The sequence below is a fragment of the [Flexibacter] sp. ATCC 35208 genome, from assembly GCF_001975825.1.
In the GTDB taxonomy this organism is placed as follows: Bacteria; Bacteroidota; Bacteroidia; order Chitinophagales; family Chitinophagaceae; genus Chitinophaga.
Window position 1 is genome coordinate 113397 of record NZ_MTKN01000017.1, and the last position, 21512, is coordinate 134908.

Annotated in this window: 17 protein-coding genes and 1 pseudogene; 13 read left to right on the forward strand and 5 right to left on the reverse strand. The window is 44.6% G+C overall.

Annotation, left to right across the window (positions count from 1 at the left end; all coding sequences use genetic code 11):
• Position 1 precedes the first annotated feature (1 nt).
• Together BW716_RS12985 and gpmI are read right to left on the reverse strand one after the other, a co-directional pair.
• Positions 2–568 (reverse strand): hypothetical protein, encoded by a 567-nt coding sequence (locus BW716_RS12985; RefSeq protein WP_083722988.1) that lies wholly within the window; start codon positions 566–568, stop codon positions 2–4.
• 237 nt (positions 569–805) lie between these two features.
• Complete coding sequence (gene gpmI / locus BW716_RS12990; protein ID WP_083722989.1) at positions 806–2329, reverse strand: 2,3-bisphosphoglycerate-independent phosphoglycerate mutase; 1524 nt, start codon at positions 2327–2329, stop codon at positions 806–808.
• 291 nt (positions 2330–2620) lie between these two features.
• Here gpmI and BW716_RS12995 point away from each other — a divergent pair, with 291 nt between their 5' ends.
• The 4 genes from BW716_RS12995 (at position 2621) to BW716_RS13010 (ending at position 5241) form a co-directional block, all read left to right on the forward strand.
• Positions 2621–3040 (forward strand): DUF4783 domain-containing protein, encoded by a 420-nt coding sequence (locus BW716_RS12995; RefSeq protein ID WP_179091113.1) that lies wholly within the window; start codon positions 2621–2623, stop codon positions 3038–3040.
• Between the two features lie 106 nt (positions 3041–3146).
• Positions 3147–3992, forward strand: a complete 846-nt coding sequence (gene nadC, locus BW716_RS13000) for a carboxylating nicotinate-nucleotide diphosphorylase (RefSeq protein ID WP_083722991.1) — start codon at positions 3147–3149, stop codon at positions 3990–3992.
• Positions 3993–4011: 19 nt separating this feature from the next.
• Positions 4012–4890, forward strand: coding sequence for a diacylglycerol kinase family protein (locus BW716_RS13005; RefSeq protein WP_179091114.1), 879 nt, complete (start codon positions 4012–4014; stop codon positions 4888–4890).
• 15 nt (positions 4891–4905) lie between these two features.
• Positions 4906–5241: a translation initiation factor gene (locus BW716_RS13010; RefSeq protein WP_083722993.1), complete on the forward strand. Its 336-nt coding sequence runs from the start codon at positions 4906–4908 to the stop codon at positions 5239–5241.
• A gap of 547 nt (positions 5242–5788) precedes the next feature.
• Here BW716_RS13010 and BW716_RS13015 read toward each other — a convergent pair.
• Positions 5789–6532: a biotin--[acetyl-CoA-carboxylase] ligase gene (locus BW716_RS13015; RefSeq protein WP_083722994.1), complete on the reverse strand. Its 744-nt coding sequence runs from the start codon at positions 6530–6532 to the stop codon at positions 5789–5791.
• A gap of 247 nt (positions 6533–6779) precedes the next feature.
• Between BW716_RS13015 and rsfS the strand changes: the two genes are divergently transcribed.
• The 5 genes from rsfS (at position 6780) to BW716_RS13040 (ending at position 11237) form a co-directional block, all read left to right on the forward strand.
• A complete protein-coding gene (gene rsfS, locus BW716_RS13020) occupies positions 6780–7187 on the forward strand; it encodes a ribosome silencing factor (RefSeq protein ID WP_083722995.1) in 408 nt (135 codons plus the stop codon).
• Between the two features lie 44 nt (positions 7188–7231).
• A complete protein-coding gene (ftsH, locus tag BW716_RS13025; protein ID WP_083722996.1) occupies positions 7232–9256 on the forward strand; it encodes an ATP-dependent zinc metalloprotease FtsH in 2025 nt (674 codons plus the stop codon).
• Positions 9257–9262: 6 nt separating this feature from the next.
• Entirely contained in the window at positions 9263–9898 is a 636-nt protein-coding gene (locus tag BW716_RS13030) for a lactate utilization protein (RefSeq protein ID WP_083722997.1), read from the forward strand.
• A 73-nt stretch (positions 9899–9971) separates the two neighbouring features.
• Complete coding sequence (locus BW716_RS13035; RefSeq protein ID WP_143708842.1) at positions 9972–10406, forward strand: hypothetical protein; 435 nt, start codon at positions 9972–9974, stop codon at positions 10404–10406.
• Positions 10407–10448: 42 nt separating this feature from the next.
• Positions 10449–11237, forward strand: coding sequence for a UDP-2,3-diacylglucosamine diphosphatase (locus BW716_RS13040; protein WP_083722999.1), 789 nt, complete (start codon positions 10449–10451; stop codon positions 11235–11237).
• Here BW716_RS13040 and recO read toward each other — a convergent pair.
• Both recO and BW716_RS13050 read right to left on the reverse strand, forming a co-directional pair.
• The gene (recO, locus tag BW716_RS13045) at positions 11212–11943 is read right to left on the reverse strand and encodes a DNA repair protein RecO (protein ID WP_083723000.1); all 732 of its coding nucleotides are present in this window, start codon (positions 11941–11943) and stop codon (positions 11212–11214) included. The two genes, BW716_RS13040 and recO, sit on opposite strands and share 26 nt — an antisense overlap.
• A 17-nt stretch (positions 11944–11960) precedes the next feature.
• A complete protein-coding gene (locus BW716_RS13050; protein ID WP_083723001.1) occupies positions 11961–14102 on the reverse strand; it encodes a two-component regulator propeller domain-containing protein in 2142 nt (713 codons plus the stop codon).
• A 117-nt stretch (positions 14103–14219) separates the two neighbouring features.
• On the opposite strand from BW716_RS13050, the gene BW716_RS13055 reads away from it, so the two are divergent.
• The 4 genes and pseudogenes from BW716_RS13055 to BW716_RS13065 all read left to right on the forward strand — a co-directional run bounded on the left by BW716_RS13055 (position 14220) and on the right by BW716_RS13065 (position 21510).
• Positions 14220–16643 carry an RND family transporter gene (locus BW716_RS13055; RefSeq protein ID WP_083723002.1) on the forward strand — a complete coding sequence of 808 codons (2424 nt, stop codon included), beginning with the start codon at positions 14220–14222 and terminating at the stop codon, positions 16641–16643.
• Between the two features lie 182 nt (positions 16644–16825).
• Positions 16826–16975, forward strand: a pseudogene (locus BW716_RS38980) (LuxR C-terminal-related transcriptional regulator); the annotation flags it as partial.
• Positions 16976–17191: 216 nt separating this feature from the next.
• Positions 17192–17515, forward strand: a complete 324-nt coding sequence (locus tag BW716_RS38055; protein WP_235643677.1) for a hypothetical protein — start codon at positions 17192–17194, stop codon at positions 17513–17515.
• Between the two features lie 914 nt (positions 17516–18429).
• Positions 18430–21510, forward strand: a complete 3081-nt coding sequence (locus BW716_RS13065; RefSeq protein WP_179091115.1) for a SusC/RagA family TonB-linked outer membrane protein — start codon at positions 18430–18432, stop codon at positions 21508–21510.
• Positions 21511–21512 lie beyond the last annotated feature (2 nt).

Below are 21512 nucleotides of genomic sequence, written 5' to 3' on the forward strand. Positions count from 1 at the left end.
ATTAAAGGTGCATCATCGCAATCTTAATATCCAGTTCTTTTTCGGGCAGGAAAGCGATATGCTGTCTTGTCGTGATCCGGATATGATGATTGTGCTGATACTCGAGGTTTTGTTCGTATTCATAAACGAGGTTGCGTACATGTCTGTTCAGTTGTACGGCAGTGATATGTTGTGCATTGTCCAATTCAATAATAATTTCCTGGGGCAGGGTCGCATCATCTTTTGCCTTGTACATCAGGGAACGCTTGCCGGTGAACTGATCTGCCAGCAAAATGGTATCGTAGGCACCCTGCAAACTTGGTTTGTGGAGGTCTACATCCATAAATGGTGCGAGCATATTATGTAGTTGCAGGGAATCGGGTGCGGTGATAGTGACACTATCATGCTTTGTATTCAATGAAACTGTTTTGAATAACCCGGGTTTTTGTAGTTCCAGTCCGTTGAGCTCATCCTGAAAGAAGCCTTTTAGGTCCCTGTATCCGCTGCCAGTTGGAGAAGGGGTGGAAGAGCCGGTTTTGCAGGATGTAAAGAGTATAGTGCCAGTCAGTAATGTCCAGAAAAATTTCATGCAGCAAAGGTAGCGAAGTATGAGGAATTGAAAGGAACAGCAAACTGAACTGCTGCTAAAGTAAGCGGTAAAAAATAATGCGCCGTAAAGACGGCGCATCTGATGCATGAGCAAATCTGTCGAGAGCACTAAAAACGTAAAACGGTTTACCTACGTGAATAGTTACAGGTAATGGGGAAAAATAAAAAGGCCGTTCTGTACTCACAGAACGGCCTTTTTGTATTGTCAGTGCATCAATTAAACAAGGACATTACCACTCATTTCCTTAGGGATAGGTAATCCCATCAGGGTCAGGATGGTAGGTGCTACGTCACCCAGTTTACCAGGTTTTACTTCACCTTTGAAATCATTGCTGATGATGAAGTAAGGTACAAGATTCAGAGTGTGAGCGGTATTGGGTGTACCGTCGCCGTTTACCATGAAGTCAGCATTTCCGTGGTCAGCAGTCAGGAACACGGTATAATCGTTCGCCAGCGCAGCTGCAACTACCTTGCTTACGCAGGTATCTACAGTTTCTACTGCTTTGATAGCGGCTTCCCAGATACCGGTATGCCCCACCATGTCAGCATTAGCGAAATTGAGGGCGATGAAGTCAGCTGATTTCTGGTTGATTTCAGCTACGATGGTATCGGTTACTTCGAATGCGCTCATTTCTGGCTGCAGGTCGTAAGTAGCTACTTTAGGAGAAGATACGATCAGACGGCGTTCGCCACTAAATTCTTTTTCGCGGCCACCGGAGAAGAAGAAAGATACGTGTGGGTATTTTTCAGTTTCTGCAATACGGATCTGGGTACGGCTGTTTTGTTCCAGCACTTCACCCAGGGTATTGGTCAGGTTATCGTTTTCGAAGATCACGTGCACGCCTTTGTATGTTTTATCATACTCAGTCATGGTGGTGTAGAACAGGTTCAGTGGTTTCATATCGAAATCAGGGAAAGCCTGTTGAGTGAGCACCTGGGTGATTTCACGACAACGGTCAGTACGGAAGTTGAAGCAGAGAACGGCATCACCGTCCTGGATGGTGGTCACTGGTTTACCAGCAGCGTCAGTGATGATCACTGGTTTGATAAATTCGTCAGTTACACCCGCTTCGTAAGAAGCTTTTACAGCTGCCAGTACATCGGTAGCAGGGGTACCTGTACCATTTACCAGGGCATCGTAAGCCAGTTTTACGCGTTCCCAGCGTTTATCGCGGTCCATAGCGTAGTAGCGACCTGTGATGCTGGCTACCTGACCGGTAGTTTGTGCCAGGTGAGGCAGCAGGTCAGAGAAGTAGCCGAGGCCACCTTTAGGATCTGTATCGCGGCCATCGGTGAAGGCGTGGATATATACTTTGGTCAGGCCTTTTTCCTTCGCGATCTGGGTCAGGGCTTTCAGATGGGTAATATGAGAGTGTACACCACCGTCGCTCACCAGACCAATCAGGTGAAGGGCTTTATCTTTGTCTTTAGCGTAGTTGAAAGTTTCCTGCAACACAGCGTTAGATGCCAGTTCTCCAGTGCGGACAGCTACATTGATACGCTGGAGTTCCTGGTATACAATACGGCCAGCACCAAGGTTCAGGTGACCTACTTCTGAGTTGCCCATTTGTCCGTCCGGTAAGCCTACCTGTTCGCCACAAGTAACGAGCGTACTGTGTGGGTACTTTGAATAAAGACTGCTCACGAAAGGTGTCTTGGCATTTGCTATTGCGTCAGCGGAAGGAACCTGTCCTTGTCCCCATCCATCCATGATAACGAGCATGGCTTTTTTCTTTTCCATATATCCGGTTGAGATTTTAAAGCAGTAAGGTCGTAAAGTTAACAAGCATACTTCAATTCCACTAGTAATTTGATCATTTGGCAGCAAAATTCATATCAGCCCCTTCTGAATTTGGATGTCATAACACGCACTTAAGTTTTAATCTAAATTTATATATTTTTAAATTTGCATTAATTACCAATTGGATGATACAACGATAATTGTATTTTCCGCGTCAACCCGCAGTTTGGCATAGTTTTAGCCCATTTCACATTGATGATGAAAACTTTACTATCTACTAAAATACTGGCAATGAAAAAGATAATGTATGTGCTGGGAGTGGTGCTGTTAGCAGGCATTGTCACTGCATTTACAATGTCAGCATCGGCTTTAAATCCCGCTGCTGCAGGACCTTTTGAAGATGTAGTCAGCTCCATCAAATCGGGCGATGCTGGTTCACTCTCCCGCTATCTTGATAATACTGTTGAAATCAACATCTCAGGTAAATCCAGCTCTTATAGCAAGTCACAGGCTGAAATAATATTGAAAGACTTTTTTTCAAAGAATCAGGTCAAGTCCTTCGAACTGATCCATCAGGGAGAAGGCGGTGGAGGATCCCGCTTCGGTATCGGTAATATGGGTACCTCCGGCGGTTCATATCGTACGTCCTTTTTCTTACAAAAAAAGGGAGGCTCAATGGTACTCAACGAGCTTCGTTTTGAAAACAAGTAATGATTGTTAAGATTGATATTGTTTAGTCCGGAGTACATCTCCGGACTTTTTTTGTTTGAAAGCGTGATTTAAAATTCTCTTACTTTCGTTGTCTCAAAGCAATAGTATGTTACAGGAACCAGCATTAACAAACCTTATCCGCAACGCACTGGCAGAAGATATCGGAGACGGAGACCACTCTACCCTCGCATGTATACCGGCAAATGCCAGAGGTGGTGCCAGGTTGAAGATAAAAGAGAATGGCATTTTAGCAGGAATGGAGGTAGCCACTACCATTTTCCACCTGCTGGACCCTGAAACCGTATTTACTCCCCTGAAGAAAGATGGTGAAGTAATGACCTCCGGCGAAACAGCCTTTGAAGTGCATGCTTCCGTACATACCCTGCTCATGGCCGAAAGACTGGTACTGAACTGCATGCAGCGCATGAGCGGCATTGCCACTCTTACCAATCAATACGTACAGCGCCTGAGTGGCTACCATACCAAACTGCTGGATACCCGCAAGACGACGCCTAACTTCCGCCTATTGGAAAAGGAAGCGGTTAAAATCGGTGGGGGTGTTAATCACAGAATGGGACTGTATGATATGGTAATGCTGAAAGATAACCATATTGATTTTGCAGGTGGCATCACTGCCGCTGTAAACAGAACGGTTGCTTACCTCGAAGAGAACGGATTACCTTTGCAGATAGAAGTGGAAACCCGTAATCTTGATGATGTAAAAGAAGCACTGACCGTTGGAAAGATACATCGCATTATGCTGGACAATTTTACACCAGCACAATTGCACCAGGCATTATTACTGATAGATGGGAAATATGAAACAGAGGCTTCAGGAGGCATTAACCTTGATACGATCGAAGAGTACGCAAAGACGGGAGTGGATTTCGTATCGGCAGGAGCGGTCATTCACCATGCGGTGAGTCTTGACCTGAGTCTGAAAGCAATTTAAAACAGAAATATCCCTAGCGTTGAGAAAGATATTATTTATCATCAACCGGAAAGCCGGTACTGACAGAGAGAAGCGACTAGAAGGCGTGATCCGGCGGTACCTGACACCTAAGGCCTTTCAAGTAGAAATTAAACACCTGGAATACCTGGGACATGGTGCTGACCTCTCCCGCGAAGCTGCATCCCACGGTGTAGATACAGTGGTAGCAGTAGGTGGAGATGGCTCCATCAATGAAATCGCACAGGGATTGGTAGGAACTGATACCGCACTCGCTGTGATACCGCTGGGCAGTGGTAATGGCCTGGCCAGGGCGCTGAAGATTCCGCTAAAAGTGCCTTTGGCATTGGAACTGATCGCCAATGGGAAGCGCAAACCTATTGACATCGGTTATGCCAACGAACACTTATTTCTTAGCAATGCCGGCGTTGGCTTTGATGCCCTCATTGCCGACCAGTTCAGAAATACGAAGAAGAGAGGATTGTGGGGCTATGCCAAGCTGGTGATCAGCAGTTTCAACAAGTACAAAGGGCCTTCCTATAAAATTGATATCGACGGGCAGCAATTGGAGCAAAGAGCATTTATGTTCACAGTAGCTAATGGTAACCAGTTTGGATATGAGTTCAAATTGGCGCCAAACGCAAGTGTCTTCGATGGCAACCTGGATATTTGTGTGGTGCCACCTATGCCTTTCTTTGGATTAGTACCTTTGGGTTTCTTTTCACTGATTGGCAATATCGACAAGACCAGTTACATGAACCATTACATGGGTAAGCAAATCCTGGTCAGGAGCCCGGAGCTGGCCTATTTGCAGGTAGATGGAGATGCAGTACCCCTTACCAGTCAGGGGGAGGTACTCTTCAGGATAGAACCCGCTTCCCTGCAGGTGATTGTTGCATAATTTAAAATTAGAAGTATGTCCAAAAAGAGAAATAGCGGCGGCGGGATCGTTTATTCCACAGATCCCAATTTTGCACCAGATAATGATAATGAACAGGAAGACGTGAACACCCTCCCTCCTGCTCAGCAGCAGTTACGTGTAAAGCTGGATACGAAGCAGCGTGCAGGAAAAGTAGTGACACTGGTAGATGGATTCGTAGGGAAAGATGAAGACCTGCAAAAACTGGGCAAAGACCTTAAAACAAAATGCGGTACCGGTGGCAGTGCAAAAGATGGGCAGATCCTGATCCAGGGTGATTACAAAGAGAAAGTGATCAAATGGTTGCAGGACTGGGGGTATAAGGCCAAATAACTTATTTCATTCTGTAAGTAAGTGGCGTATGCCCGGTCTGACTTTTGAAAAAGTGTATAAAGTTCGCATGCTCTTCAAAGCCACGTCTGGTAGCACTGATAAAAGTTCGGCAGGGATTTGCTGAGCGCGGGTGAACAGCGAATGTACTTTTTGCAGGAGCTTTGAGGATGGTGTTCAACCTACAATAAAATTAGCGAAAGATCGCCATCTGAACCCTGCAATAAAAAGCCCCTTACTTTACTTTTAATGGTAGTGAATAAGTTATAAACAGTTAGAAATTAAAATTATATGTTTCCCCGTTGCATTTTTTAATTTGATAAATTAACAAAATTTTCACAATTTAGCCCTACCCTTTATCAACCAAAATCTTGTTTTCATCTGGCTTTTTGATGAACTGCTATGAAACAACAACCAACTACCCGCTCTGCAGTAAACAAGATATTATAACGGATTACGTGACCCCGTCATCCAACCTATATTCTTAAACATGACCGCGGCACGTAATCCGTATCATTTTAAGTGTTCGCAACAAACAAAACCGGACATATCACTTAGGAAAAATAAATTCGATCTCCCCAAATCCGAGCGTTAAAATATTTCCTGCTTTTTCAAGGCATAATTTTCCATCTGGCAGTACATCCCTGATGATGCCTTCGAAAATCTCCCCATCCTTACGATATAGGCCGGGTTTGTTCATACGCACCAGTTTGCTCTTATATTCTTCCAGCAAATCATTATAATAAGCAGGATGTAATTGTTCAAATCTCTTGTGCAGAAACGTACACAGATCCTGTGCTAACTCCACTGAATCCCAATTCTTCCCGGTTATTTGTTTGAGTGACACCGGATTCGGTAAATGTGACGGGAAAGAAGCCTGATTGATGTTGAACCCGATACCTGTTATGGCATATTGCCATGTATTGCCACGCAGTACATTTTCGATCAAAATGCCTGCTGCCTTTCTGTCACGCCAATAAATATCATTACTCCATTTAATAGCTGTCTCATCACCAGCATATTTTGCAAAGAAATCAGCAGCGCCGAGCGCTACTGCCGCGCTCAGCAAAAACTGCCTGGAAAGTGGTAGCATAGTGGGTTGTAGCGCTATCGTCAAAGCGATGTTTTCACCTTTGTGCGATGACCATTGCTTTCCACGCTGTCCTTTTCCCGCAGTTTGTTCCATTGCAAACCAGGCTGTACCGGATGTCACCAGGCCTGTATTTACCTGCTCCATGGCATAGTTATTGGTGCTGTCTACTGAATCTAAGATATAAAAAGGCTGTCCTGTCATTGGAAAGAAATGGATTGGTTTATTTTTGAAAAGGCAAAGTAAATCATTTTATCTTTTCCTTAACAGTCATAAAAACGGCCTCGTGCCAAGCTGCCGAAAGCCATAGCAAGTCAGTGGTTCTTAAGCATTAACACCCGGCAAACGTTCGGTCATCACCTTGAGGTACCTTCGTTTTATTCCGGCGTTATTTCAGGCTTGTTTAGTAATTTTGACAATTAAAGTTTATTTTTAACCAAAAGAGATTTTATTGGCACCCTTAACCGTTCTGAGTACGAGAAAGAAAGCGCTTACGCGCCTGAGTAGAGAAAGCGAGATTTTTTCCACCATCATCAAGGCCATCCAGGAAAAAAAGGGAGAAAACATAGTTTCCCTGGATCTGCGCCAGATTCCTGAAGCTGTGGCTGATTTCTTTGTTATATGTGAGGCTAACTCCAACACACAGGTGCGGGCTATTGCTGACTTCGTGGAAGATCAGGTGCAAAAGCATACAGGAGAAACCCCTTACAAACATGAGGGCTTTACCGCACAACAATGGATTCTTGTAGATTATGTGAATGTTGTGGTGCATGTATTCCAACCGGAAACCAGACAATTTTATGGTCTGGAAGATATGTGGAGTGATGCCGAACGAATGGAGCATAATGAGACTAACTAATAACTTTTAACTATTACCCGACATCCGTAAAGGAGCGAAAGATTATGGAAAGAGGCAACAACTTCAACAAGGGGTCAGACAAATCGCCTAAAAAAGGACCAAAGTTCAATATATACTGGGTCTATGCCTTTATAGGTATTGCCCTGCTGGCAATGAACTGGTTTCCCTTTAACCCACCGCCCAGGGATATAAGCTGGCAGGAATTCCAGCTGGATTACCTAAAACCAGGTGATGTAGATAAGCTGGTGGTTGTAAATAAGAAATCAGTAGAGGTTTACATAAAGAGAGACCGTCTTAATGAACCCAAATTTGACAAAGTATCTAAAGGCAACCTGGGGCGTGTAAACCAGGGTCCTCATTACCGTTTTACTATCGGTAGTGAAGAAAGCTTCAAGACTGATATGGACAAGGCACAGGCCAATACCCCACTGGAAGACCAGGTGAAAGTCACCTACGAAGACAGACAGGGTTGGTTTGAACCATTCATTCAATTACTGTTACCATTGGTACTGCTTATTGGCCTCTGGATCCTGCTGATGCGTAAAATGGGTGGACCTGCCGGTGGCAGTGGAGGCCCAGGCGGCATCTTCAATATCGGAAAGTCTAAAGCAACCCTCTTCGACAAAGGTACCCGTGTCAACATCACCTTTAGTGATGTAGCCGGTCTCGACGAAGCGAAGGTGGAAGTAATGGAAATCGTAGACTTCCTGAAGAATCCGAAAAAATACACCGCCCTCGGTGGTAAAATACCAAAGGGTGCACTACTGGTAGGCCCTCCGGGTACTGGTAAGACCCTGCTGGCCAAAGCAATGGCCGGTGAAGCACAGGTACCATTCTTCTCTATGTCCGGTTCTGACTTCGTAGAACTGTTCGTGGGTGTGGGTGCCAGCCGTGTACGTGACCTGTTCAAACAGGCCCGTGAAAAAGCACCATGTATCATCTTCATCGATGAAATTGATGCGATCGGTCGTGCCAGAGGTAAGAACGTAATGATGAGCAACGATGAGCGTGAAAACACCCTCAACCAGCTGCTGGTAGAAATGGATGGTTTCGGTACCGACAGTGGTATCATCATCCTCGCTGCCACCAACCGTCCGGATGTACTGGATAGTGCGCTGCTGCGTCCAGGTCGTTTTGATCGTCAGATCTCTATCGATAAGCCGGATCTGGCTGGTCGTGAAGCGATCTTCGATGTGCATCTGAAACCAATCAAGACTTCTCCAATCCTCGATATCAAGAAACTGGCTTCCATGACTCCGGGTTTTGCCGGCGCCGATATTGCCAACGTATGTAACGAAGCAGCCCTGATCGCTGCCCGTAAAGGCAAGACGGAAGTAGAAATGGATGACTTTAACGATGCCGTTGACAGGGTAATCGGTGGTTTGGAAAAGAAAAACAAGATCATCTCTCCTGAAGAAAAAGAGATTATCGCATACCATGAAGCTGGTCACGCTATTTGTGGCTGGTACCTGGAGCATGCTAATCCGCTGGTGAAAGTAACAATCGTTCCCCGTGGTGTAGCTGCACTTGGATATGCACAGTACTTACCGAAAGAACAATACCTCTATAACACCGAACAGCTGATGGACGATATCTGTATGACCTTGGGTGGCCGCGCAGTAGAAGACATCGTATTCGGTAAAGTATCAACCGGTGCCCAGAATGACCTGCAGGTGATCACCCGTATGGCCTATGCAATGGTAACCGTGTATGGTATGAACGATAAAGTTGGTAACGTATCCTTCTACGATCCGAACAGTGATCAGTCTTTCACCAAGCCTTACTCTGAAGAGACAGCAAAAATGATTGACGAAGAAGTACGTGCCCTGATCGAAAAAGCTTACCAGCGTACCAAAGCGCTATTGTCTGATAAGATCGACAATGTAAGAGTGCTGGCTGGTGAACTGCTTAAAAAAGAAGTATTATACCAGGCAGATCTGGAAAGACTGATCGGCAGACGTCCTTACGATGTACACAGAGAACACCTGGCAGCCAACAAAGGTCTGACTACTGACGGTGTGCATCCTAGTGATCTGATCAATCCTTCACCAGCTACTGCTAATGCGTAAGTTGATATGAAAGTATCTCCTGCCAAGGAAAATATTCTCAAAAGAGTAAGAAATGCATTAAGCCAGTCGGTACAGTTGCCCTTCCCTAACTCGGAGGGCAACAACTCCGTATTCGTGAAGGAACATGAAGGACTGGAAATGAAATTTGCAGAAGAATTTGCCCGCTTGCAGGGCAAATTCGTTTTTTGTACCAGTAAGGCCGAACTGCTGGAAAACCTGCAGGCACTGGCCGCCACCAGGGAATGGTCAGATATCATCTGCCAGACCCCGTCACTGATCAAAGATCTGCAGCTGAATCAACTGTCAGGCCTCAACAAAGGTGATATGCACTCTGCCAGCGCAGCCATTACTGACTGCGAAATGCTGGTGGCCCGCACAGGTACTATCGTACTTAGCGCAGCACAGCCTTCAGGAAGAGCACTATCAGTATATACACCCGTACATTTGGTGATCGCATATACTCATCAGCTGGTGTTTGACCTGAAAGATGCCATCGTAAGAATGAAAGAGAAATATCAGGGAGACCTTCCCTCCTCTATTCACTTTGCCTCTGGTCCAAGCCGCACGGCAGACATTGAGAAAACACTGGTAGTAGGTATACATGGTCCGAAAGAAGTGTATGTATTTCTGGTAGATGAATAAGTCAATTATCAGTTAACAATATTCGTACAGCGCGTGACCTCGTCATGCGCTGTTCTTTTAAATAATCAAGCAAGTGACACGGTTATTGTTTTTTATTTCCATCATCGTCATGTGCGCCTCCTGTGGTAGTGGAGGAGGTGGTAACTTTAAAGATTCTACCACCACCCTCGTCATTACGGATACCTGTGCCGTTATTTTCCATCCCGCAGGCGATAAGCTGACCTACCTGAAAAATACGTTCAGTAAGAACTCGTTTGCTGCTATGGAACAATCCAACAATGCAGCCCTGGTAGCAGACAGTGCTTACCTCGCTAAACTGGGTGTAAAGATCATCAGCACCTCTAAGCTGAAACTGAAGTTTCATAAGAAGAACGGCGAAGATGTAGACATTAACCTCATGCATGAAAAATATGCCTGGGAAGTCTTCCTGTTCGACAGCTACAATGATCCGGTAAAGGCAGATATCACCGATATCGAAACCGCCGTACAGGAAGCTGGTATCAGGTAATCACAATTTTTCTTCATCTTTGCACGCGCAATTAAAAGGCTCATGCATCATCACATTCAACTTCCGGCTGGCAAACGTGTTTATTTCGCTTCAGACTTTCACCTGGGTGCACCAGATATGGTACGCAGCAGGGATCGGGAGCGTAAGATCGTAGCATGGTTGAATGAAGTGTCTAAGGATGCTGGCCATATCTTTCTCGTAGGCGATATCTTCGATTTCTGGTTTGAGTACAAGGAGGTGATTCCTAAAGGCTATACCCGCCTGTTGGGGAAGCTGGCAGAACTGCGTGACAACGGTATTGGCATCTCAGTATTCATTGGAAATCATGATATGTGGATGAATGGCTATTTCGAAGATGAACTGGATATTCCGGTATATTACGAACCACAGACTTACGACATTGCTGGCAAGCAATTTTACATTGGTCATGGAGATGGTTTAGGCCCCGGCGATCATGGTTACAAGATGCTAAAAAAGGTGTTCCGTAATCCTGTGTGCCGTTGGTTATTTTCCCTTATTCATCCATCATGGGGTATTGGACTCGCTAACTACTTCAGCCGTAAAAGCCGCGCGGCTACCGGCGGAGAGCATGAAGAAAAATTCCTTGGAGAAGAGAATGAGTGGCTGGCAGTATACAGCAAAGACATTTTAAAAACGACCCACTACGACTACTTTATATACGGTCATCGTCACCTGCCTTTAGATCTGGAGGTAGGCCCCAACAGTCACTATATCAACCTGGGTGACTGGCTGCGTTACTTCACGTATGCGGAGTTCGATGGTACGACCACTACCCTGAAGTATGTTAATCAAGAATCTCGTGCAAAATAGGTGGAGAATTCATCTCCTGGAAGTCAGGCATATGTAGCTTGAAGAAGTCCAGGTAAGCATACAGCAATCGTCTCCTTTTATCTTTATTCATCACTATTTCACCCAGTTGTTCCCATGCCTGGCATTGGAATAGCCTGTCTGTAATTTCACTATTCGCAGCATCCAGATAGTTGTTATGGTGTGGAGGCAGATCTGTAAATGAGCCTTCCTGTAAATCGAGGAACGGGGCATATTCAGAATACCTTCCATTCAGGCGGAAACCCAGTTGTTCTGCCAGTTTCAAAGTAAAATACAAAGGTATATTTGCTGCAACATTCAATGGTGCCTGATCGAGTGCCGCCAGTGCAGTTTCGGCAAAGTAATAAAGCTCCAGGTGTTGTTCCGGTTGCTTCAGACTTTTTTGTAATAGTTCTATGAGATAGAGCGCAACAGTATTCTTTACGATATTGAAGTGCAGAGAAGTGCAGATATAGCCCAGCTTAAATTCAGAAATACGCTGAATGGTTTTCTGCTCATAATGATACACCACAAGTTCAAGTATATTACCTGGCTGAAACAGGTTGCCTTTGGCTGCAGGCTTCGAAGAGCGAACGCCATTGACCATATAAGACTGGATACCGAACAGCTCTGTGAAGATGGTCACAATGGCGCTGGTTTCGCCATACTTAACCGTTCTGAGGACTATACCACGTGTTTTGTGTAACATTACAGTGCAAAAATAGGCTAATTAATAAACACTATCTTCGTTACAAGATGTTCTCCCGTCGTAGCACTGGAAGCAAATACAAGGTAAACGCCTGTCTGAGGTCGGTGACCTGTATAATCCAGCCCACTCCATAGTGCAAGACCACCTTTGGACCTCGTTTGATATACAACTCTGCCGTTGATATCGGTAATCTTCACTAATGTATTTTCAGTTAAACCATTGATGGCAATATTGCCGCTGTAGTCATGTGGCACAGGGTTCGGAAATACCAGTACGGAATCTTTGCTCATGGTTTTGCCTTCGGTGGCAGTGCCTCTGTACGACATCAAACCCTGATCGGTAGCAAAATACACCTCGCCGGTAGTAGGATGGATAGTGATACTATAAATTTGGTTGCCGGGTAGAGGACTATTGCTGGCAGTAAAGTTTTCTTCGATGTTGGTGCCGTCTTCGCTCACAAGCCATACACCGTTGTGCGTACCGACCCATTTACGGTTGGCGCCATCTACGGCAATAGCCGTCACCTGTTCATCCTGGAAAAGGTAGCCGGCAAAATTGTCCTGCTGAATAATCGGCCAGACGGCATCGCAGGTGCTACATCCTATCACGCCGATACCGGTGCCTGTTCCCACCCAGAGACTACCATTCTTATCTTTTGCTATACAGTATACATCGTTGGATGGCAGGTTGCCCTGACCACTCCCCTGTCTGAATTGTTTCCATTCGTTAGTGAGTGTGTTGTATACAAAAAGGCCGTTGCTCTGTGGAGATACGATCCATATTTGCCCGGCTTCGTCAGCGACCAGTTGGCTGATGGCATTGCCACTTTGTGCATAAGTACTGCGAAAAGTAAGGTAGGTACCATCTGGTTTTTTACATACCAGGTTGTAGGTAGCGCCATAAACGGCTATCCAGAGATTGCCGGAGGCATCGTTGGTAAGACCACTGATTTTTTGTCCTTGCAGGGCATAGGTACGGGTACCGTCGGCGGCTATATGTATCAGACCTCCCCCAAAGGAGCCGGCATACATCCCATCTCCTGTAGGATCTGGAGCCATGGTGATAATGTCATGAAGGTTATCGGTATATTGATGCCATTCCCCGCTGCTATTATAAGTATAGTAAACGCCGGCGTTATTATTAGCTACCCAGCTATCAGAAACGCCACCAGCAGGGGCGTATAGGGTATTGTTGTAAAACAGCAGCTGCCCTGTAAGTATACTGGCCGGGCCATTGAGGCTGATGGCAGAGAACTCCTGACCATCATATTGCAGCAACCCGTACAGGGAGTCGGCCACCCAGGTATACTGGTTATTCCCCGTCGTTTGGCGGATCGCTTTTAATAACGCATTTTGAATGGGGGTGCCGGCATTCCCGTCTTTTCCTATATATACAATACTGGTATCATTGGAAACGGTAAGGTAGTCACCCTGTACAGCGATGTTTGTAGCACCTGAGTAGTAGGGTATCCATGCTCCGTTATTCAAAACATAAAGGCTTTGATGCTGCTGACAGATCAACTGCCCATTATAAGAAACTATATTATCCACTGTATCTGTCAACTGCCCTACCATAGACCAGTTTCTGTAATCGGCAGGGTTACTGCCAGTCAATGGAGCAGTCTTCACCCCTGCAGATGTAGCGGCATACAATTGATTATTCAGCATGGTAAAACCATATACAGAACCGATGGCATACGTCGCCGCTATTTCGGGTACTGTCGTATTCACCACCACTACCCCCAATCCAGTGCACAGGTAGGTATTAGTACCACCTGCATAAATACGGTAGATCGTCTTATCCTCAGCGGTTTGTTTGCGTTGTAAATCGGGCAGGTTATAGCTGTTGCTTCCACTCAAAAGGTCGAGGTTGCTGTTGCGGTAAGCGATCAGTACCCCGTTTTCATTGCTACAGATGGTGCTGATGCCAATATCGTGGAGACCATTCACTTTACTATACCTGGTAATGTCCTGTTCGGCGCCAGTGGTCAGGGAAAACAACCCGGAACTGGTGGCGTAATATACCTTGTCTCCTTGCATGGCTACAGAGATAGCTGGCAGGGAGGGTAACCATGACTGCCATCGTCCGATAAGGGTTTGTGCTGATAGCAGCAGCGGACCGAGGCACAAAAGATACAGGGAGAGCAGAAACCGGTACATGCATCAAAAATAGTTATATGTTGTTACTTTATGACAATTACTGTTATATAGGCTGAGTGCCCCATTTTTTTAGACAACTTTGATTACCTTTACGACCTACTAAATTCAACGATGCTTATGTGGCAACGCTTAGCGGGTTTCGTACTAAAATTCAGGCTCCCACTGCTGATAGCATTATTAGCAGCTACCGCAGTAATGGGATATTTCGCCAGCAAGGTCCAGTTATCTTATGAGTCAAACAAAGCCATTCCTACTGACAATCCGAAGTACCAGGAATACCTGGAATTCACAAAACTCTTTGGTCAGGATGGAAACATGGTCGTATTGGGCGTTCAGACTGACAGTTTCTTTAATGCCGGATTTTTCAGAGACTACGTAAAGCTCAATGAAGACCTCAAGAAGGTGCCTTATGTAGAGAATGTACTGAGTGTACCAGTTGCCATCAATCTGTTGAAGAACGACAGTACGCACAAACTTGTCGCACAGCCTTTATTCAAAGGTAATATTCAGGACCAGGTGGTGCTGGATAGTCTGAGTAATGTATTTCATAACCTTCCTTTTTACAAAGGGCTGTTGTACAATCCTGATACACACGCTTATCTCATGATGATCAGTGTGAACAAGCAGGTGATGGCTACAGCCGGTCGTTCTAAGGTGGTAAATGACATTATGACGCTGGGCGATGATTTCGGCGCCAGACATCATACACAGGTACGTATGAGTGGGCTGCCACTGATCCGCACAATCGTGGCGGTGATGGTAGCAAAAGAGATGAAGATGTTCCTGATCCTGTCATTTGTATTGACAGCATTTATCCTCTTTGTATTCTTTCGTTCATTAGGGTCTGTGCTTATGTCAATGATTGTAGTAGCGATGGGTGTGGTTTGGTCAGTAGCAACGATTGTATTGTTAGGCTACAAGATCACATTGCTTACAGCCCTGATCCCACCGTTGATAGTGGTGATAGGGATACCGAACTGTGTATACTTCCTCAATAAATATCATACAGAATTCGCAAAGGATCAGAACAAGACCAGGGCCCTGGTGCACATGATTCAGCGTATGGGTATCGTGACCTTGTTTACGAACCTGACAGCTGCCATTGGTTTCGGTGTGTTTTGCTTTACCAAGAGTTCCTTGCTGAAAGAATTTGGTATCGTAGCAGGTCTGAATATCATGTTGATCTTTGTGATCTCATTTATCTTCCTGCCATCGGTATTGAGCTATTTGCCAGCACCTAAGGTGAAGCATACCAGTTACATGAATAACCGCTTCTTCCGCGCATTTCTTGATGGGCTGAATGCATTGGTATTCAAATACAGACCTGTGGTATACATTGGTACAGCAGTGATGGTGATCGTAGCTGTTACCGGTATGCTTCGTCTGAAATCAGAAGGCTTTATGCTGGACGATGTACCGAAGGAAGACAGGTTGTATACCGATCTCAAATTCTTTGAGCACAATTTCAAGGGTATAATGCCGCTGGAAATAGCTGTAGATACCAAAAAGAAGAATGGTGTAATCAACCTGCAAACGCTGGATAAACTGGATCAGTTGTCTAAACTGGTAACATCACAACCAGACTTTGCACAGCCACTATCGGTAGTGCAGGGTATTAAGTTTGCAAAGCAGGCTTATTACAATGGCGACAGTACTAACTACGCAGTACCTAACTCATTTGATATCGGTTTCCTGGCGCCTTACCTGCGTATGAAGAATACAGGTAATGCTAGCAAGGAAGCAGCAATGTTTACAAAACTGGTTTCCAACTTTATGGATAGCAGCCGTCAGGTAGCAAGGGTGAGTGTAAATATGGCTGACGTAGGTTCCCGTCGTTTACCAATCCTCCTGGATTCACTGAAACCAAGAGTCAATGAAATATTCGATACAGCGCATTACCAGGTGACATATACAGGTAGCACGGTGATCTTCCTGGAAGGTAGTCGTTTCATCATCGATGGATTGATGGAGAGTATTCTGCTGGCCTTTATACTCATCATCTTCTGTATGCTGTATCTGTTCCGTTCATTCAAGATGCTGATCATCTCCCTGATTCCGAATATCATTCCGCTGGCACTGACAGCAGGTGTGATGGGTTGGGCTGGTGTACCGCTCAAGCCATCTACGGTACTGGTGTTCAGTGTGGCGCTGGGTATAGCGATTGATGTAACGATTCGTTTCCTGGTGAACTTCAAGCAGGAGTTACCCCATCATAATCTGGATATCTCTGCGACAGTAAAACAGACTATTCATGAAACAGGTTTGAGTATAGTATACACTTCCCTGATCCTGTTTGCAGGTTTCATGATCTTTGCTTTCTCTCAGTTTGGAGGTACCAAGGCATTGGGTTGGTTGACATCACTGACATTGATACTGGCGATGATTACGAATTTAACAATTTTGCCTGCTTTGTTGTTATGGATGGAGAAAGGGTTGATAAAGAAGGCGCAGAAGAAACAGTTGTGGAATACACTGGATGATGAAGAGGATGTAGATATGTCTAAACTTGGTTTAAAAGACCGCGAGCAAGGCGAAAAATAGCGGCTAAAAAATATCCAAATTAGCTAAAAGCTCAATGCCAGCGCGCTGGCATTGAGCTTTTTAGTTTCAAATAATCTAGTGCGGGGCACTCATCCCCCCCTTTTAGCCGTTTGTATAAAAGGGTGTATTATACCCATTAAAAAATAAGAGGTTTATGATGCCATTCTAACCACTTTTAGTTCATGAAAAACAAATACTTAAAGGGCGCTCATTTATCTGAGCGTAAATTTAAGGAGATACTACGGCTATTTGCCGAGGATCTCACGGCCACTCAGATTGCCAGCATAAGTGGAGTAAGTCGGGTTACTGTTAACAGTTATCTTAAGAAAATCAGACAACAGATAGCCCGGCATTGTGAATCTTTATTGCCAACCGACCCCTTACGTTCAACTACTACTGAACGGAAAGCAGTCCCAGCCACTCAAGACTCAGACTCCCCAGTTCCCGTAAAAACAGATGTCAGCCGGAATATCAAGCCAGTTGTCTTTGGTATCTATCGCGCATCTGACCGTCTGCATACTGAGATTTTGCCCGATGTAAGCCGTTCCATGATTCATTCTGTAGTCAGGAGTAACCGATCAATATTGGAGACCCAGGCTGCAGCAGACAAGATCCGGCGTTTCAGCAATGTCGCTGATCTGGGGCAATACAGGCTTTACAATCTTGAAAATGAGGGAACCAACAATGCCTCCGAGGATGTAGATGCATTCTGGGGGCTAACCAAGCATCGTCTGGCCAAATTCAAGGGTCTGAACCGCAGCACGGTATATCTTCACCTGAAGGAATGTGAGTTCCGGTACAACAACAGGAATGAGGATATCTATGAAACGCTGTTGGAATTGTTGAAGACACAACCACTTAGCCTGTCGTAAGGGAAAGTGGACAATTCGGGGAGGGAGCGCTGCCAGCCTTTATAAGAGGGCCGGCCAGCGGTATGTATATGTGGAATGCTGATCAATTTCCCCTTTAAACTGTTATTAGACGTACATTTTTATTTAAATCTGGTTTAACCCGGATTTAGATTTTGGTTGATGAGCGCGCAGGCGGTAATCATACCGCTTGCCCTTTAATGTTTTATTTAATATGACTTTATCAAGATAAAAAAATAGGGTTTCTATAACATTATTTTGACAATATGTTGAAACTTAACTTAGACAAGTAACCCCTTGAAACCCTCTATATTATTCTGTTATTACAATTATATGACAAAAACTACCCGGGATAACATGAAAATTGTATATGGGTTTTAACATTTTATTAAGTATCTTGCCGACCTATTAAATAATAATAAAGTAACATTACAACAACAGAAATCTAAGCCAAAATCAATTGTAGATGTAAGAAGCTGCTGAGACGGATATGTATTGTGCATACAACCCAATATTATGACAACATAATCACGTGAGGTGCTTACTGAACAAAACTTGTGAACTGTATTTTGGTGCCCGGAAATATTGCATGGAGACGTGTAGTAAACTGTTAATTTTATTGGTTTTGCTTAAAGATGATCTAACAAAGTCAGGACTTATTATTATTTGGTTACACAGAATTAGGGGTCGCTTGTATTCTATTTAAACAGCATTGACAGTAACGGGGGAGAACGTGGAGACGTTAAAATGAACAAGAGAATTACCTGTTTGCTTATGAATTCTATACTGCTTTGTTATGCGCTGTAGTGGCGTGGGAAATGGTTTTTGCATTTTTATGAATTGAATATTGCTTATTGCTTATGAGGAATACTGATATAATTGTTAACAAGTTCATTTTATCAAATCAATTATCTTTTATGAAGAAAGGATTACTCCTATGGCTGTTCGTGGCCATGAGCGTGTTGCACACGTTCGCACAAACACGAACAATTACGGGAAAGGTAACTGATACCAAAGACGGGTCTCCCTTACCTGGAGTGTCAGTTATAGTGAAGGGAACTGGCAAAGGTACAGTTACAAGTGCCGATGGTAGTTATAAAATTGATGCAGGTGCAAACGATGCGCTGATATTCTCCTTCATAGGATATGTTAACCAGGAAAAAGCCGTAGGCGGTGCAGCAAACATTTCTGTAGCCCTCGGTACAGATAATAAACAACTGAATGAGGTTGTGGTAACCGCACTGGGTGTTTCTAAACAAATGAAATCCCTGGGTTATAGCGTTCAGAAGATCGGTTCTGATGAGCTGATCAACTCTAACGAGCACAACGTAATCCAGGCGCTGGCTTCCAAGGCTGCCGGTGTACAGGTAATAGGTTCCGGTGGTACACCGGGTGCATCTACCAAGATCATCATCCGTGGTAACGCTACTTTCAACCTGGATAACCAGCCACTGATCGTTATCGATGGTGTGCCTATGGATAACAGTACAAACTCTACTGCTGCAAGAAACTACCCTTACAACTCTAACCTGCAGGGTGTAAACAACTCTAACCGTGCGTTGGATATCAACCCTGACGATATCGCGACCGTAACCGTACTGAAAGGCCCTGCTGCGGCAGCCTTGTATGGTGCAAACGCTGCTTCCGGTGCGATCATCTATACTACTAAAAGAGGTCGTTCTGGCGCTACCAGGGTAAATTACAGCTTCAATGCTGGTTTTGATAAAGTAAGCCAACTTCCTGACGAACAACATATTTATAGCCAGGGTGCTGCTGGTACTACTCCAGTATACGACCCAGGAGGTCTCGCTACCAGTTCTCCACAAAGCTGGGGCCCATTAATCAGTTCTGTAAGCGGTGCTAAATCATACGACAATACTAAAAACTTCTTTAAGACTGGTCAGAACTTCACACACGATGTATCTGTAACCGGTGGTAACGAGAATAGTTCTTTCCGTTTGTCCCTGAACCGTGTGGACCAGCAAGGTGTGATCCCTACTACTGATCTGCAGAGAACTACTGTACGTGTAAACGCGGACTCTAAAATCTCTGACAGGTTGACAATGGCAGTATCTGCTTCTTATGTACTGACTGAAGGCACTAAAGCACAGAATGGTTCTAACACTTCCGGTGCAATGTTGGGCTTGATGAGAGCTCCTGCATCCTGGAATTTGATGGACTACCAGTTCTCTGATGGTTCCAGCAAAAATTACTACCTCTACTACGACAACCCATTATGGAGTCTGTATAACAACCCTTACAAAGATAAAACTGACCGCTTCTACGGTAACCTGAATACAACCTTCAAAATCACTGATTGGTTGTCAATAAGCAACCGTACTGGTGTTGATATGTACACCCAGTTCAGCAAACAGGTATTTGCAATCGGATCTGTTCAGATCAGTGATTACCTGGGTCAGATCGAAGAAAATACCTTCACCAGCAGAGATCTGTATTCAGATCTGATTCTGAGTGGTCATAAGACTTTTGATAAACTGGATGTAACTGCTAACTTAGGTGGTAACGTTTTACAGCAACAGGGGCAGAATGATTATAGTAAAGGTACTCAGCTCTCTATTCCTAATTACTATAACCTGAATAACGCTTCTACGCTGTATGCTGATAACTCTACTACAATCAAGAGAACATCTGCATTATATTATGATCTGGAATTTGGTTACAAAGGCCAGTTCTTCCTGACTACTACCGGGCGTAACGAGTGGTCTTCCACTTTCGGTAAATCTAAAAACAACTTCTTCTACCCTTCAGTAAGTGGTAGCTGGGTATTTTCTGAGATTGTACCTGTTAATAACGTAATCACATACGGTAAAATCCGTGCTGCGATAGCTGCCGGTGGTAAGAGCCCTGCTGTTTACTCTGCAAATACAGTGTATACCAGCCCAACCTTCGCGGATGGTTTTACTGATGGTAACTACTTCCCTTTCATGGGTCAGAACGGTATGAGCCTGAGTAGCACACTGGGTAACATCGGTCTGAAACCAGAAAGAAGTGTGGAAAAAGAATTCGGTCTGGATTTCAAATTATTCTCCCGTGTGAATGTGGAATTGACTTATTATAATAAGACATCCACCGACATCCTCGTATACAGACCAATCGCAGGTTCTTCTGGTTTCCAGTACATTCTCGATAACGCTGGTAAAATGCGGAACAAGGGAGTTGAAGTAATGGCATCTGCTGATGTGGTGAAACTGAAAGACTTCACCTGGAATGTGCAGATCAACTTCGCTAGAAACAAAAATACTGTATTGGCATTGGCTGAAGGTGTTGATGAAAATAGTGTTGAATCTGCCTTCACTTCTATCGGTTCTTATGCTATCGTAGGTCAGCCTTATGGCGCACTGTACGGTTCTAAATGGGCACGTAATGAAGATGGTCAGATCATCATTAAAGCAAATGGTTTACCTCAGGTAGCAACCGCTAGTGGTAACCTCGGTAACCCTTTCCCAGACTGGACTGGTGGTGGAAGAACTACCTTCACTTACAAGAACTTCACCCTGTCTGCTCTGTTTGATGTAAGACATGGTGGTAAGCTCTGGAATGGTACCTATGCAAGAATGAACAACCTGGGTAGAACAGCTGAATCTGCAGACCGCGAAAGAACCTATGTAATTCCAGGTGTGGTATTAGGTGCTGACGGTAAATATACTGCAAATACAACAGCAGTTTCTGCACAGAACTACTTCCGTGTTTATAAAGGTGACGCATCTGGTTATGCCGTTGAAAACGCTGTTGAAGATGGATCATGGGTTCGTCTGCGTGAGGTGAACCTGGGTTATAAATACAAGTTCGGAAACGCTAGCCCTATTAAATCTGTAGAACTGACACTAACTGGTCGTAACCTGTGGTTACATACCAAATATAAAGGTGTAGATCCTGAAACCAGCTTAACTGGTGCCGGCTCTAACCTGACTGGTTTTGATTACTTCAACAACCCAGGTACTAAAACTTATGCAGTTGGTCTGAGAGTTGGGTTCTAAGG